This window comes from Collimonas sp. OK242, assembly GCF_900107095.1.
Taxonomy (GTDB): Bacteria; Pseudomonadota; Gammaproteobacteria; order Burkholderiales; family Burkholderiaceae_D; genus Collimonas.
In genome coordinates this window covers 1-15,081 of record NZ_FNOR01000022.1, presented here as the reverse complement: position 1 = coordinate 15,081, position 15,081 = coordinate 1, and the positions used below count along the sequence as shown (strand labels likewise).

Here is a 15,081-nt window from a genome sequence, read left to right as displayed (position 1 = left end):
GTTTTTTAGTCCAGCAATCTCTGCATGGTACGCGCATATGACAAGGCGCTTTGTTCCTGCCGACTATGCCGATGGTCTCTGATGACCCAATGGCCGCCGACCATGACATCGCGCACCGGTGTTTGCCCGTGGTGGCAAAACACAAAACTGTCGAGCAACTGCTCGCCATGTTTGCCGTTCAGGTCTGCGTGCTGCGGATCCAACGCCAGCAAATCGGCGCGTTGTCCGACCGCCAGCCCAGCCACCTGCCGCCCGCTGGCGGCAGCGCCGCCACGCAGGGCTTGCCGATACAAATAAGCGCCCACCGAAGCGCTGGCGCTGCCGACCAGCACATTGCGCTGGCGACGCTGCAGGCGCTGGCCGTACTCATACAAACGCAATTCCTCGCTGACGCTGGTGCTGACATGACTGTCAGAACCTATACCCCACGCACCTTGCGCGGCCGCGTAGGCAGCACCGTTGAAAATACCGTCGCCCAGATTGGCTTCGGTAGTCGGGCAAATGCCGGCGACAGCGCCGCTGCGCGCCAGCTTCTCGGTTTCAGCGCTTGTCATTTGGGTGGCGTGCACCAGGCACCAGCGGCGGTCGACCTCGACATTGTCCAGCAGCCAGGCCACCGGCCGCGCACCCAAGGCTGCGATACAGTCTTCCACTTCCTTGTTTTGTTCAGCGATGTGGATGTGCACCGGCGCCTGCGCATCCCATTGTCTTAGCTGCGTCAGCAATTCCTGCAGCGATTGCGGCGACACCGCGCGTAACGAGTGGGGCGCGACGCCGTAGCGCAAAGCGGCATGCTGCGGATGCGACGCTTGCAAGGTTTGCAAGGCGCTCATGATCCATTCCGGCGAATTGATGAAGCAGGCCTGCCCGGCATGCGGCGCCTGTGCGCCGAAGCCGCTGTACTGATACAGGACCGGCAGCAAGGTCAGGCCGATGCCGACTTCCTGCGCCGCTTCGATCAGGCACACCATGTTTTCCGCCGGATTGGCATACGGCTTGCCGCCGCTATCGTGATGCAGATAGTGGAATTCGCAGACCGAGGTATAACCGGCTTGCAGCATCTCGATGTACAGCTGCACTGCAATCGCCTTCAGATCGGCAGGCGCCAGCTTGCCGGCAAACTTGTACATCAGGGTGCGCCAGCTCCAGAAACTGTCGGCCGGATCGGAGCGATATTCGGTCAAGCCCGCCATCGCTCTTTGAAACGCGTGCGAATGCAGGTTGGCGATGCCCGGCAACACCGCGCCGACGGCTCTGGGCGCCAGTGCGATTTCCGCGGCATCGGGGCTGACCCGCGTCAGGATGCCCTTGTCGTCCCATTCCAGCAATACATTGTCGCGCCAGCCTTCGGGCAACAGGGCGCGGTCGGCGATCAGTTGTTTCATGCAAATACTCCTTTTACGATGTCCTGCCAGGCAGGCCGCAGCGCACTACCGCGCTGCAAGGATTGAGTCCTGACCAATAAGCCAGTTCGGCCAGCGTATCGACTGACCAGATAACAAAATCGGCAGCCCGGCCCACCGCCAGCAAGCCGTGGCGATCAGCTTTGCCGAGCGCCAGGGCAGCATTGCCGGTAACGCCCTGCAACGCTTCCGCCACCGTCATGCGGAACAGAGTGCAAGACATGTTCAACATCAGCAGCAACGACGTGGTGGGCGAAGTGCCCGGATTGCTATCGGTGGAAATCGCCATCGGTATCCGGTAGCGCCGCAGCAATTCCAGCGGCGGCTGTTTGGTTTCGCGTATGAAATAGTAGGCGCCAGGCAGCAGCACCGCCACCGTGCCGCTGCGCTGCATTGCGATCACATCGGCTTCGCTCAGATGCTCCAGATGGTCGACCGACAGGGCCTTGAAGCGTGTGGCCAGTTGTGTCGCGCCAATATTCGACAGTTGATCGGCATGCATTTTTACCGGCAAGCCGAGCTTGCTCGCAGCCGCGAATACCCTTTCGCTCTGCGCCACGGAAAAACCGATGTTTTCGCAAAACACATCGACCGCGTCGATCAAGCCTTCTGCATGCAGCAGCGGCAGCATGTCGTTGCAGACCAGATCGATGTAGGCGTCGGCACGGCCCTGATATTCCGGCGGCACCGCATGGGCGCCAAGAAAAGTGGTGTACACGGTGACCGGATAAGAGGCGCCAAGACGGCGCGCAACACGCAGCATTTTGCGCTCGGTCGGCAGATCCAGGCCGTAGCCGGATTTGATTTCGATGGTCGTCACGCCTTCAGCCAGCAAGGCCTGCAGCCGCCCTGCCGCTTGCTGAAACAGACTCTCTTCGTCGGCCTCGCGGGTGGCGCGCACGGTGGATACGATGCCGCCGCCACGACGTGCGATTTCTTCATAGCTGGCGCCGGCCAGGCGCAAGGCGAATTCATCGGCGCGATTGCCGCCATACACCAGATGGGTATGGCAATCGATCAAACCAGGCGTGATCCAGCGCTTAGCGACATCGTGCCGCGCCAAGCGGGCATCGATATATTCCGCGGGCATCTCTGCCTCGCGACCGATCCAGGCGATGACGCCGTTGCGCACCACGATGGCAGCGTCGCTGATGGTCTGGTCTGGATTGCCGGCCGGGGCGATCCTGGCGTTATGCCAGATGCCGTCGGCAGACTGCGCTTGCTTAACTGGGCTCTGCGGCATGTTGGTATCCCGGTTGCAGATTGATGTTGAGATTGATTGAAACGCTGATTAAAACACTATCGGCGCTCAGCGCACGCAAGGCCAGCGCGCCCGCTTCGTCTTCGCGGACCAGGGTCTGGCGCGGCGCCAGCGTCGCTTGCCCCCGACCCTGGCTCCGTACATCCCAGCGGCCTTGCACGCAAAACAATAGTTCCCAGCCCGGCGGTAGATCGCGGTCGCCACGCAAGACCTCGACCTCGCCGCTGGCCGCGCCGCGCCGCAACATCAGGTTGAAATCTTGACATGGTCCGCCTTCCAGGCGTGCCCTTATCGGTTCCTCGCCGCGAAAGCGATGCGGCTGCAAGGGCGTCGTCAGCGCTGTTTGTTTACCGTCATCGGCGAGCAATTGCATGCCCTCGCCGTCCAGCAGCGTAATCACCCGGTCGACCCCGGGGAAACGCGAAAACGCGCCGGACTGCGCGACGTCGGCAATACTCACCCGCCACAAAAACGCATCGAATGAGGCCGCCGCCGGATAGCCGTATAACTCGCGCGTCACGCCACCGCCGTTTTTCCATGGCGTGGCATGCAAGTCTTCGAACTTGATGAGTTTCATTTTATCGGTTTGTATTGATTAATTTATATTCATCGATTGTATAAATCCGCAAACAGGGAACTGCAGCTGGCGCTGACCGCGCCTTGCAAGACCAGCTGCTTGGCGGCTTCGATGTCCGGTGCAAAGAAACGGTCCTTGTCGTAGAACCCGACCTTGTCGCGCAGACGCTGCTGCACTTGCGCCAGCAACGGCGAGGTGGCCAGCGGCTGATGGAAATCCACACCCTGCGCCGCCGCCAGCAATTCAATCGCGACGATGGTAGCGGTATTGTGCGCCATTTCATGCAGACGGCGGCCAGCGTAGGTCGCCATGCTGACGTGGTCTTCCTGGTTGGCGGAAGTCGGCAAACTGTCGACGCTGGCCGGATGCGCCATGGATTTGTTTTCCGAGGCCAAGGCTGCGGCAGTCACGTGGGCAATCATGAAACCGGAATTCAGGCCCGGTTCGTTCACCAGGAATGGCGGCAGGCCGGAAATCGAGGCATCGATCAGCAAGGCGATGCGACGCTCCGACAATGCCCCGATCTCGGCGATCGCCAGCGCCAGCGTGTCAGCCGCAAACGCCACCGGCTCGGCATGAAAATTGCCGCCGGAAATCACTTCGTCGCGCTCGGAATAAATCAAAGGGTTGTCAGTCACCGCATTCGCCTCGATCAGCAGCGTGCGCGCCGCATTGCCGATCAGGTCGACGCAGGCGCCCATCACTTGCGGCTGGCAACGCAAGCTGTACGGGTCTTGCACCCGCTCATCGTTGACCAGGTGCGATTGCCGGATCGCGCTGCCGCTCAATAGCTGGCGATAAATTTTTGCGCTGGCGATCTGTCCCGGCTGGCCGCGTACTTCATGCACGCGCGGGTCGAACGGTGCGTCGCTGCCGCGTGCAGCATCCACCGCCAAGGCGCCGGTAACGGTTGCGGCTGCCAGCACGCGCTCGGCCAGGAACAAGCCGTGCAGCGTCAATGCGGTTGAGACCTGGGTGCCGTTGATCAGCGCCAGGCCCTCCTTCGAGGCCAGCACGATCGGCGTGATGCCGGCCATGGCCAGCGCTTCCTTGGCGTCCACCAGTTTGCCGTCAACCCGTACCTGGCCTTCGCCCATGATCGCCAGAGTCATATGCGACAACGGCGCCAGGTCGCCGGATGCGCCGACCGAACCCTTGACCGGGATACAAGGCATGATGCCGGCGTTGTAGAGCGCCAGCATGGTATCGATTACCTTGGCCCGGATGCCGGAGAAACCGCGTGCAAGGCTGCCGATCTTCATCGCCAGGACCAGGCGCACCGTCTCATCGGCCATCAATTCGCCGGTGCCGACCGAGTGCGACATGATCAGATTGCGCTGCAGCAGTTCCAGTTGATCGTCCGGAATCCGGGTCTTGGCCAGTTTGCCGAAGCCGGTATTGATGCCATAGGCGGCATCGCCGCGCTCAACGATTCTGGCGACGGTCGCGGCCGAGGCGTTGATTGCTTCGTAGGCGGACGGCGCCAGCTGGAGCGGCACGCCGTCGGCCCAGATGCTGCGGATCTCTGCCAGAGAGATTTTTCCCGGTTGCAGAGTCAATGCTGTTTTCATGATCGTTTCTTTCAAAATAGTGCGGAACAATACTTCATTCTATGGGTAAAGCAGGCATGGCTCTGTCTTGATCAGCTCTTGATCATCGGCAGCTTCAAGCCCTGTTGTTTGGCGGTGGCGATGGCGGTGTCATAGCCGGCGTCGGCATGGCGCATCACGCCCGAGGCGCAATCGTTGACCAGTACTCGCGCCAGCCGCTCGGCCGCAGCGTCGGTGCCGTCGGCCACAATCACCATGCCGGCGTGCTGCGAGTAACCCATGCCGACGCCGCCGCCATGGTGCAGGCTGACCCAGGTAGCGCCGCCGGCGGTATTCAACAACGCGTTCAGCAACGGCCAGTCGCTGACGGCGTCGCTGCCGTCTTTCATCGATTCCGTTTCGCGGTTGGGGCTGGCCACCGAGCCAGTGTCGAGATGGTCGCGGCCGATCACGATAGGCGCTTTCAACTCGCCATTCCTGACCATCTCATTGAACGCCAGGCCGGCACGGTGGCGCTCGCCCAGGCCGAGCCAGCAGATACGCGCCGGCAAGCCCTGGAAAGCGATGCGTTCGCGCGCCATGTCGAGCCAGCGGTGCGTGTGTTTATTTTCTGGGAACAGTTCCTTGATCTTGGCGTCGGTCTTGTAGATGTCTTCCGGATCGCCTGACAGCGCCACCCAGCGGAACGGCCCCTTGCCTTCGCAAAACAGCGGACGGATATAGGCCGGCACAAAACCGGGGAAATCGAAGGCGTTTTTAACGCCCATGTCAAACGCCACCTGGCGGATGTTATTGCCGTAATCGACAGTCGGAATGCCCATGGCCTGGAAATCGAGCATGGCTTGCACGTGCACGGCGCAGCTCTTGGCGGCGGCCTCGGTCAGTTGCGCATGCTGGGCCGGGTCGCGCTGGGCAGCCTTCCACTGCGCTACGCTCCAGCCGCTCGGCAGATAGCCGTTGATCAGATCGTGCGCGGAAGTCTGGTCGGTGACCAGGTCCGGCTTCAAACCGCCGGCTTTGGCGCGGCGCACCAGCTCAGGCAGGATCTCGGCAGCGTTGCCCAGCAAGGCGATCGATACCGCTTCCTTGGCGGCCGTGTGCTGCTTGATCAGCGCGATGGCGTCGTCGATGTCCTTGGCCTGCTTGTCGACATAGCGGGTGCGCAGACGGAAGTCGATGCTGCTTTGCTGGCATTCGATGTTGAGCGATACCGCACCGGCCAGCGTCGCCGCCAGCGGTTGCGCGCCGCCCATGCCGCCCAGGCCGGCGGTCAAAATCCACTTGCCCCCCAGATCGTTATTGAAATGCTGGCGGCCGGCTTCGACAAAAGTCTCGAACGTGCCTTGCACTATGCCTTGGCTGCCGATGTAAATCCAGCTGCCGGCGGTCATCTGGCCGTACATGAACAAGCCCTTGCGGTCGAGTTCGTTGAAATGTTCCCAATTGGCCCACTTCGGCACCAGGTTGGAGTTGGCGATCAGCACACGCGGCGCGTTCGGATGGGTCTTGAACACGCCCACCGGCTTGCCCGATTGCACCAGCAGCGACTCGTCGTCGTTCAACTCTTTCAGCGAGGCCAGTATCTGGTCAAAGCAGGCCCAGTCGCGCGCAGCACGGCCGATGCCGCCGTACACAACCAGGTTCTGCGGGTCTTCAGCCACCTCGGGATCGAGGTTGTTTTGCAGCATGCGGTAGGCTGCTTCCGTCAGCCAGTTCTTGCAGTTCAGCTGGCTGCCGCGCGGAGCACGGATCACACGGGTAGGATCGAAGCGAGGATCGACATTATCGGTCATGACAGTTTCCTTTTAATATATAAATAGTACATACAAATAGCAGATACACATTGCGGCAATTCGCCGCATGAGTTGCAAACCCATTGCAAACCCGTTACGACGCCCGCGGCAACACCATCACGGGCACCGGCGAAGCCTGGATAATCTTGTTAGCGTTCGAGCCCAGAAATACGCGTTTGAGCACCCCCATCCGGCTCGACCCCAGAACCAGCATCTCGCCGGGCAACCAGTCGAAACTGCCGAGGGCTTCCTCCCAGGTTTCTTTCACAGTGACGGCGATCGCCAGCGGCGGCTGCTGCCGGGTCAGCTGTTGCTGCACCCGTTCGAGCGCGGCCAGCGCCTGTTCGCGCCAAGCCTCGGCCAGGCTTTCCTCGGCTTGATAGCCGACCAGCGGCGGGTACATCTGGCGGTCTCGCACAGCAAAGCTGACCAGGCGCAACGGCGCCTCCATTGCGGTGGCGACGCCGAGCGCTTCGAGCACTGTGCCGCTGGCAGCCTCCAGCCCCGAATAGGCGCAGGTGAAGCGACTGACCACCGCACTCTCGCTGGCACAGTAGCCGCGCGGCGCGATGGCTATCGGCAGCTCGGAGCTGTGCATGATTTCACCGATCACGCCGCCGGTCGAGATGCGTCCCTCAGGGCCGTTGCGTGCGGAACCTAGCACGATCAGATCGGCCTTTTCCTGTTTGGCAGCTTCCAGCAAGCCGGCGCTGGCCGAGGCCGAGGCGAATTTAATGTAGCGCACATTCGGCGTGCCGCCCAGCAAACCCTTTGCCTTATCGATGGCGGCTTGCGTATGCTGCGCCAGGAAGTTGGCGTACTCGAGGTCGAGCTTGGCCAGCGACGGATGGCCCCAGGCTTCCGGCGCCACCACGCAGACCACCAACGACCAGCCGTGGGCACGCACCCAGGTTCGCGCCAAAGCCAGCGCTTCTTCGCCTGCAGCGTCTGGCGTATAGCCAACCAAACAGGTTTGCATGATTCACATCCTTTTTAAAGCGAGTTTAGAGTTACGGATGCCGTACATGGCGTAGCCCAGCACCGTAAAGCCGATCCACGCGGCAAATATGGTGTAAGTAACGTTGCTTAAGCCCACCACAATCCAGGCACAGGCAAGCACGCTCAGGCCCGGAATCACCCAAGGTCCGAAAGGCAAGGTGAAGCCGCGCACCAGTTCGGGCGATTTACGGCGCATGACCGTCACGCCGATAGAGACCAGGGCAAAAGCCACCAAGGTTCCCATGCTGACCATATCCCACAGATAGCTTGAATCCACGAATCCGGCAATCAAACCCACCATGACCGACACGATCAAGGTGTTCGCCACCGGCGACAGGGTTCTCGGGTGTATGGTTTGGAAAACCTTAGGAATCAAACCGTCGCGGCCGATCACGAACAAGATACGGGTTTGACCGTAAATCAGCACCAAGGTCACGCTGAACACAGAAATAATGGCGCCGGCGGACAACAAGATGGCAGGCCATTTTTGCCCGCTAACGTTTTCCAGAATTGCAGACAGGCCGGCTTCCTGCCCTATAAAGGCCGCCACCGGTTGCGCGCCCATGGCGGCCGTCGCCACCAGGATATAGGCCGCCACCACAATCAGCAGCGCCAGCATGATGCCCAAGGGTACATTGCGTTTCGGGTTATCGGTTTCAGCACCGGCAGTCGCTACCGTATCGAGTCCGATGAACGAGAAGAAGATGGTGCCCGCGGCTGGCACGATCCCCATTCCCGTCTCGCCAGCATGCCCAAGCATGCCGTGCGGGTTGAAGGGAACAAAATTATGGCTGTTGAAAGCGGTGAACGCCATCACAGAAAAAAATACCAGGATGGCAATCTTGATGAGCACCATGATGCCATTCACCGTCGCCGACTCTTTGGCGCCGCGCAGCAGCAAAAGACAGCACATGCAGACCAGAATGATAGGAGGCAAATTAAAGTTACCCCAATGCATCTCAAGGCCGTTCGCACCGCTCACCATTAGCGGGCTGCGCCAGTGCAGCGGGATCGACCAGCCGATCGCGTGTTGCAAAAAATTATTTAAATACTCAGACCAGCCGATGGCTGTAGCGCTGGCAGCCAACGCGTATTCAAGCAACAGGCAAGACCCTACGATATACGCAGGGAATTCGCCGACGCTGACATAAGTATAGGAATAGGCGGAGCCGGAGGCCGGAATGAAGGACGACAATTCGGCGTAGCACAGCGCCGTCAAGCCTGCCGCGATGCTCGCAATGACAAAAGACCAGATCACCGCCGGCCCCGCCTTCGGCACCGCTTCGGCCATCGCAAAGAAAATACCGGTGCCGATGGTAGCGCCGACACCCAGCATCACCAAAGAAAACAGGCCCAGACTGCGCTTGAGTTCACCATGGCCGTGGCCTGCGCGCGCATCATCGTTGATTGATTTTTTTCGTATCAGCGCGTTTAAAAATGCATTCATTTTGTCTCCTGGAAGGATTTGGAATATGTGATTTTGTTATTTTTTTATCTGACTAAGCGCTGCGCCCTCCCGGCTAAGCATGCGCGCAAAAATCGACATATCGATTATTTGACCATACAAATATAATATTTATTAATTTAAATGTATATACAAATAGTACGTATGCTAAACTCATGTGTCAAGACAATCCAAGTTTTTTTCTTGGTCAGAACCCTGGGAAATGAGCGCCAATATGCCGCAAAAAAACAACAAGTCACGGTCTTTGCAGGACCGCAAGCCATGACGTCCGATACCCTCCCAGCCTTCCAGCGCATCAAGGCCTATGTATTGAGCCAGATCCAGGCCGGCATCTGGAAAGAAGGCGAAGCGATTCCGACCGAAGCAGCATTGGCGCGCGAATTCAGTGTGTCGCGGATGACAGTGAACCGCGCCATCCGCGAGCTCAGCGATGAGCAAATTGTGCTGCGGGTGCAAGGTTCCGGTACGTTTGTGGCGCAGCAAAAATACCAGTCGACGCTGGTCGAAATCCGCAACATTGCTGAGGAAATTGCCGCGCGCGGCCATGTACACCGCAGCGAACTGCAACAACTGGAACGCTGCAAAGCCGACGAAGCCCTGGCGCGCCAGTTCGGACTGCCGGCGCAGCAGACCCTGTTCCATTCAGTGGTGGTGCATTTTGAGAACGCCTTGCCGATCCAGGTCGAAGACCGTTACGTCAACCCGGCGATCGCTCAGGATTATCTGGCGCAGGACTTCACCAGCCAGACGCCAAATGCCTACCTGATGCGCGTGGCGCCGCTGCAAGGGGTGCGGTTTGCGATTGAAGCTTGCCTGCCGCCGGCCGAGATTGCGGAACTGCTAGGCATGGCCGCGCAGGAGCCCTGCCTGGTACTCAAGCGCCGTACCTTGTCGCAGGGGCAGGTGGCGTCGGTGGCGTCGCTATGGCATCCGGCTTCACGCTATCAATTTACCGGCAGTTTTTGATACGCTGCCCGGATTTTCCGCCCAGCAGCAGCAATGTTGTCGAAGCGGTAAAATCCAAGCTCTGCAATGTCAAACTTCATTCATGCCGGCCACCCCAACTTCAATCAACCCCAGCACCCCGCCCGCAAGCTGGGCAGATCTACTCTCCGGACGCAACGCCCTCCGCTCCATCACGCTGGCGGGCGGCGTCGGCATGCACGCCACCAATGTGTATATCGTCACTACCATCCTGCCGTCGGTAGTCAAGGATATCGGCGGCCTGGAATACTATGCCTGGGCCACTTCATTGTTTGTGGTGGCTTCCATCATTGCCGCCGGCCTGGCTTCGCGGCTGGTCGAGTGGCTCGGTTACCGTCCCGCTTGCCTACTGGCATTGCTGGTGTTTTCACTGGGTTCCGCCGGCTGTGCGCTGGCGCCGCATATGGTATGGCTGCTGGCAGCGCGCACCGTGCAGGGCTTTGGCGGCGGGGTGTTGGTGGCGCTGTCTTATGCCATGATCCGTGTCGTGTTTGCGCCGCCGCTATGGTCGCGGGCGATGGCGCTGATGTCGGGCATGTGGGGAATTTCCACGCTATCGGGTCCCGCCATCGGCGGCATGTTTGCCCAGGCCGGCAGCTGGCGCGGCGCGTTCTGGGCGCTATTGCCGGCAGCTGTCGTGCTGGCGTTTCTGGTGCAATTCACGCTGAAGATGCCGGCAGAAACGCGCTCCGAGGAAAAACCGAACAGCATTCCTATCGTCAAAATTTTGCTGCTGGCCGCGGCGGTATTGTCGGTCTCGGCGGCCAGCCTGTTCAGCAGCGCCGTATTGAATCTCGGCGGCATCGTGTTTGGCATTGCCTTGATCGGATTGATCGCCTGGCTGGAGCAGCGCGGCAGTGTAGGCAAACCGCGCTTGCTGCCGAGCGGCGCATTTTCCTTGCACAGCCGCATCGGCGCCCTGTACGCCACCATGATCCTGATGATCCTGGGACTGACCACTGAAATCTACGTGCCGTATTTCTTGCAAGTGATCCAGGGACATTCACCGCTGCTGGCCGGCTACCTGACCGGCATCATGTCATGCGGCTGGACCCTGGCGGCCCTGCTGTTTTCCAGTTACGGCGGCGCCCGCGCGGAATTTGTCATGAAAGCCGGCCCGCTGGTAGTGATCGCGGCATTGCTGGCCCTGTCGTTCATGCTGCCGTCAAGCGCCGTGCTCAACGATTACGGACTGCTGCCCTTGTGCATCGCGCTGATTCTGGTCGGCTTCGGCATAGGCATGGGCATGCCGCATTTGATGGCGAAGATATTAAGCAGCGCGCATCCGGACGAAGGCAGCCTGGCGGCCTATTCACTCACCACCGTGCAACTGTTTGCCACCGCCATCGGCGCCGCCCTGGCCGGCATGGTGACATCGCTGGCCGGGCTGGCTGATCCGGGCGGCCTGCCCGGCGCCGCAAATGCGGCACAATGGTTATTCATCTGCTTCGCAGCGGCGCCGTTACTCGCGTTCTTCGCGGTGCGGCAAGCGTTGCGCTTGAAAGCAGCGGTCGCACCCGGCGTTGCGCACGGCAAGCAATTACAGGAACCTTTGTCATGAGCAGCACACCTCCAAAAGCAACGGTTTCCCATCTCAAGGCCAGTACTGAAACCGTGACCAGCGTGCATTACTGGACCGAGAAACTGCTGTCGTTCCGTACCACGCGACCGGCCGCTTATCAGTTCACGCCTGGCCAGTTCGCCCGGCTGGGCGTGGTGGCCGGCGATGAGACACTGTGGCGCGCCTACTCGGTCACCTCGGCGGTTACCGAAGACGAGCTGGAATACTTCCTGGTGCAAGTCCCCGGCGGCCTGTTCACCGAACAGCTGAAAGACCTGAAACCAGGCGATCCGATCCTGCTTGAAAAATTCAGCTACGGTTTCATGACCGCGGACCGGTTTGCGGATGGCGAGGATTTGTGGATGCTAGCCACGGGAACCGGCCTTGGCCCGTTCATCTCGATCCTGCAAGACCCGGCGGTCTGGAAAAAATTCCGCAACCTGATTCTGGTGCACTGTGTAAGAAATGCCGATGAGCTTGCCTATCAGGAGCTGCTGTCCAAGCTGCACTTGCGGCCGGAACTGGCGGCCGGCGGCGCGCGCTTGCAGCTGTTGCGCTCCACCACACGCGATACGCAACCACCCGCGGCAGGCAATCTGCAAGGCCGCATCACGACCCTGCTGACTGGCGGCGATCTGGAGGCCGCGGCAGGCCTGGCTATCACGGCAGAAGCCTCGCGCGTCATGATGTGCGGCAATCCGGAAATGATTACCGCAACCCGCGACATTCTCTATCAGCGTGGCTTGCGCCCTTGCCGGCGGGCGGTGCCGGGGCAATTCGTGACAGAAGACTATTGGTGAGCGATATTATTTGACAAAGATCGGAACCGACAGACGATTGCCTTTTGTATCGACGACGCTGGACATTTCGTGCACTACGCGGGCCTGCACATTGTCAGGCAGGCGAATGTAGTCCAGGCTGTTCGCCAAATCGTCGCCTTCCATGAAGGCCCAGGTGAAAAATTGCATGACCGCCGCGGTACGTTCCGGCTGGCTGCTGACACGCGGCACATAGATGTAAGTGGCGCCGGTGATCGGCCAGCTGCCGGAGCCGGGTTTATCGGTCAGCATTTCCTCGAAATTCCCGGTGTTTTTCCAGCCGCTGTTGGTCAACGCCGCTTTGAATGACAGTGCATTCGGGTGGACGTATTGACCGTCGTGGTTCTTCAGCTGCGCATAGTTCAAGCTGTTCTCGACCACGTACGCATATTCTGCATAGCCGATCGCACCCGGCGTTTTCTTTACCGTCGCCACCAGATCATTCGTGCCTTTGATGACCTTTACATCGGCATGCCAGGCGATAGTGAAATTGCTGCCGTACTGCTTTTTCCATTCCGGATTGACGCGGCTAAGGTAGTCGGTCAGCGTAAATGTCGTGCCGGAGCCGTCGGCGCGCGCCAGTGGCAGGATGCGTAAATTAGGCAGTGTCAGCCTTGGATTCTCTTTGCTGATGGCGGCGTCGTTCCATTTATCTATCTTGCCGGAGTAAATGCCGGCAATGATATCCGCATTCAGATGCAACTCGCCTTCCCTGACGCCCGGTAAATTGACAAACGGCACCACCCCGGAAATAACGGTAGGAAAATCCAGCAAATTGAATTTCTTGAGGTCGGCGGCCGACATGGGGGCATCGCTGGCGCCGAAATCGCTGGCATTTTCCTTGATCTTCTTGATACCGCCAGATGAACCGATGGCTTCGTAGACCAGCTTGTTGCCGGTTTTCCTGGTGTAGGCTTGCTGCCATTTCGCATATAGCGGCGCTGCTGCGGTAGAACCGGCGCCGGTGATATCGACGGCTTGGGCCGCACTAAAACCGAGTGCGCAGGAAAAAAGAAAGACGTATTTCAACATTTTCGACCTATGGAGTAATTAATCTGGCAGGTGAGCGGCATTTTGAAGCGTCATCACAGCCAACTGCCTGATTTGGCAAATTTGGCGGGGGCAATTGTGCCATCAACCGCGGCTTTGTTGGCAGATGTCTGATAACACCAGCAAAAAAGCAACATGGCCTTGCTTGCCTATAGCTCTTATTTTTATAAATCGTGATCTGATCTGACAAGATATGCCGGGGCGTGAAGGTCGTAGTCCCCCCCTCCCCCGAGCTGCCTGCCACCATTCGTGGGGCCAACGGCAGAAATCAGCGGTTGCGGTTATTGACGTTCCATGACGCGGTTACTGATGCCGACAGTATTGGCCTTCCTCAGATGTAATTTTGAGCGGCGGTTTCACTCATAGCCGTCGTTTGCCTATTCACACGACAAATACTTTCGTATTATTTTTTTGAATGGCCGGTTTCTAAACGTTGGGAGACCGGACACGACCCAAAGCGGAAGTTCAGATTTCTCCAAAGCGGACGTTCAAATGCAGTTGCAACACAGCTCTATTATTGTTCAATTTGGTTTATGAAACGTATTTCAGTCAAAACAATCTCAGCAGGATTCTCCATCGAGAATACGATCGCAACTATCTCTGCTGCCGATTCCTTTCTTGACTTCCACAAAGTCGTCAATAATTGAAGTGGGCAGTAGCCATTCACTTCTGAATTCTGTAGCCTGTCGCGGCTCGCCGCGACAGGCTAGTGCAATGATGGGTCAGCCTGCCAATTTGCGGCCTGTTGGTTGCAACATTGGCGCTCGCCGACTGCATCTGCGTGACGTGGGAATTACCTACCGAATCGCCTCCTCAGTGATTCGGATGTGGGCATCTGTTACGTGTACTCCATAAGTCTCGATGTCGCATAGACATTCGTTCGCATCCACACCAGGTGTGTGTTGGTCATTGAGAAGTTCGATACTCCTAAATTCTAGCCACGGCGCATACTTCTGCGGCAGATTTTGACCTGATGCTTGAGCGGTAAAGCCAAAAATACGGCCAGGACCTCTGAAGATATGTACTTGCATGTGTTTTTCCAATTCTTGTGATTCGGTTGTTTGATGTTCGAAACATTTACACATTCCTCCTTTCAATAGTCCATAAAGTGATACTGCAGGAGCCATGACTCCAAGTCATCGAATTTTGATTGCTCTGCGGAGTAAAACGCCTTGGCGCGGTCTCTCTGCCCGCAAACTATCTTTTCTCCGTTTGCAAGCTATTAAAAAATTACGCCGGGGATTTCGTACATCTATCAGCTGCCTTGCGGACCGCAAATGGCCCAGAGTGTGTGAAAACGCGACGCCCCTTGGGGATTATATTTTCACCGTTTTTCAGCCATCAGTGTAAACGCAATTAATCCCAAGACGTTATTTGGCTATCTCATCAAACGGCGGGGGTAGCTAGATGAAGCGCTTTATCCAGGGAGAGCATCGCACGCAAGGCATGCTACTCCCCGAACACTTAGATGACTACATCACCGAACATAATCCAGTGCGCATCGTCGATGTGTTCGTCGACGAACTGGACCTGGTCAAGCTCGGATTTGATGGCGTCGTTCCAGCGGAAACTGGCAGGCCTTCGTATCATCCTGCAATGCTCTTGAAGATTTACATCTAC

At 58.6% G+C, this 15,081-nt stretch carries 13 protein-coding genes; 4 read left to right on the top strand and 9 right to left on the bottom strand.

Annotated elements, in window-relative coordinates; all coding sequences use genetic code 11:
* Positions 1–5: 5 nt before the first annotated feature.
* The 7 genes from BLV81_RS20610 to BLV81_RS20580 form a co-directional block, all read right to left on the bottom strand.
* A complete protein-coding gene (locus BLV81_RS20610) occupies positions 6–1,385 on the bottom strand; it encodes a formimidoylglutamate deiminase (RefSeq protein WP_092359751.1) in 1,380 nt (459 codons plus the stop codon).
* A 13-nt stretch (positions 1,386–1,398) separates the two neighbouring features.
* Positions 1,399–2,646, bottom strand: a complete 1,248-nt coding sequence (gene hutI / locus BLV81_RS20605; RefSeq protein WP_092359750.1) for an imidazolonepropionase — start codon at positions 2,644–2,646, stop codon at positions 1,399–1,401.
* Positions 2,627–3,241 carry a HutD/Ves family protein gene (locus tag BLV81_RS20600; protein WP_092359748.1) on the bottom strand — a complete coding sequence of 205 codons (615 nt, stop codon included), beginning with the start codon at positions 3,239–3,241 and terminating at the stop codon, positions 2,627–2,629. Before BLV81_RS20600 ends, hutI begins: the two co-directional genes overlap by 20 nt.
* A gap of 29 nt (positions 3,242–3,270) precedes the next feature.
* The gene (hutH, locus tag BLV81_RS20595; RefSeq protein ID WP_092359837.1) at positions 3,271–4,812 is read right to left on the bottom strand and encodes a histidine ammonia-lyase; all 1,542 of its coding nucleotides are present in this window, start codon (positions 4,810–4,812) and stop codon (positions 3,271–3,273) included.
* 71 nt (positions 4,813–4,883) lie between these two features.
* Complete coding sequence (hutU, locus tag BLV81_RS20590) at positions 4,884–6,584, bottom strand: urocanate hydratase (protein WP_092359746.1); 1,701 nt, start codon at positions 6,582–6,584, stop codon at positions 4,884–4,886.
* Positions 6,585–6,678: 94 nt separating this feature from the next.
* Positions 6,679–7,563 (bottom strand): universal stress protein, encoded by an 885-nt coding sequence (locus tag BLV81_RS20585; protein WP_092359744.1) that lies wholly within the window; start codon positions 7,561–7,563, stop codon positions 6,679–6,681.
* A 3-nt stretch (positions 7,564–7,566) separates the two neighbouring features.
* On the bottom strand, positions 7,567–9,030 hold the full coding sequence (locus BLV81_RS20580) for an amino acid permease (protein WP_092359742.1): 1,464 nt from the start codon (positions 9,028–9,030) through the stop codon (positions 7,567–7,569).
* 279 nt (positions 9,031–9,309) lie between these two features.
* Here BLV81_RS20580 and hutC point away from each other — a divergent pair, with 279 nt between their 5' ends.
* The 3 genes from hutC to BLV81_RS20565 all read left to right on the top strand — a co-directional run bounded on the left by hutC (position 9,310) and on the right by BLV81_RS20565 (position 12,393).
* Positions 9,310–10,014 (top strand): histidine utilization repressor, encoded by a 705-nt coding sequence (gene hutC, locus BLV81_RS20575; RefSeq protein WP_092359836.1) that lies wholly within the window; start codon positions 9,310–9,312, stop codon positions 10,012–10,014.
* An 82-nt stretch (positions 10,015–10,096) separates the two neighbouring features.
* Positions 10,097–11,593, top strand: coding sequence for an MFS transporter (locus tag BLV81_RS20570; RefSeq protein ID WP_092359740.1), 1,497 nt, complete (start codon positions 10,097–10,099; stop codon positions 11,591–11,593).
* Positions 11,590–12,393 (top strand): ferredoxin--NADP reductase, encoded by an 804-nt coding sequence (locus BLV81_RS20565; RefSeq protein WP_092359738.1) that lies wholly within the window; start codon positions 11,590–11,592, stop codon positions 12,391–12,393. The genes BLV81_RS20570 and BLV81_RS20565 overlap by 4 nt, the downstream gene beginning before the upstream one ends.
* 6 nt (positions 12,394–12,399) lie before the next feature.
* On the opposite strand, the gene pstS is transcribed toward BLV81_RS20565, so the two are convergent.
* The gene (gene pstS / locus BLV81_RS20560) at positions 12,400–13,443 is read right to left on the bottom strand and encodes a phosphate ABC transporter substrate-binding protein PstS (protein WP_092359735.1); all 1,044 of its coding nucleotides are present in this window, start codon (positions 13,441–13,443) and stop codon (positions 12,400–12,402) included.
* A gap of 815 nt (positions 13,444–14,258) precedes the next feature.
* Positions 14,259–14,492, bottom strand: coding sequence for a hypothetical protein (locus BLV81_RS23995; RefSeq protein ID WP_092359733.1), 234 nt, complete (start codon positions 14,490–14,492; stop codon positions 14,259–14,261).
* 376 nt (positions 14,493–14,868) lie between these two features.
* On the opposite strand from BLV81_RS23995, the gene BLV81_RS20550 reads away from it, so the two are divergent.
* On the top strand, positions 14,869–15,081 hold a 213-nt coding region (locus BLV81_RS20550), incomplete at its 3' end, for a transposase (RefSeq protein ID WP_143036399.1).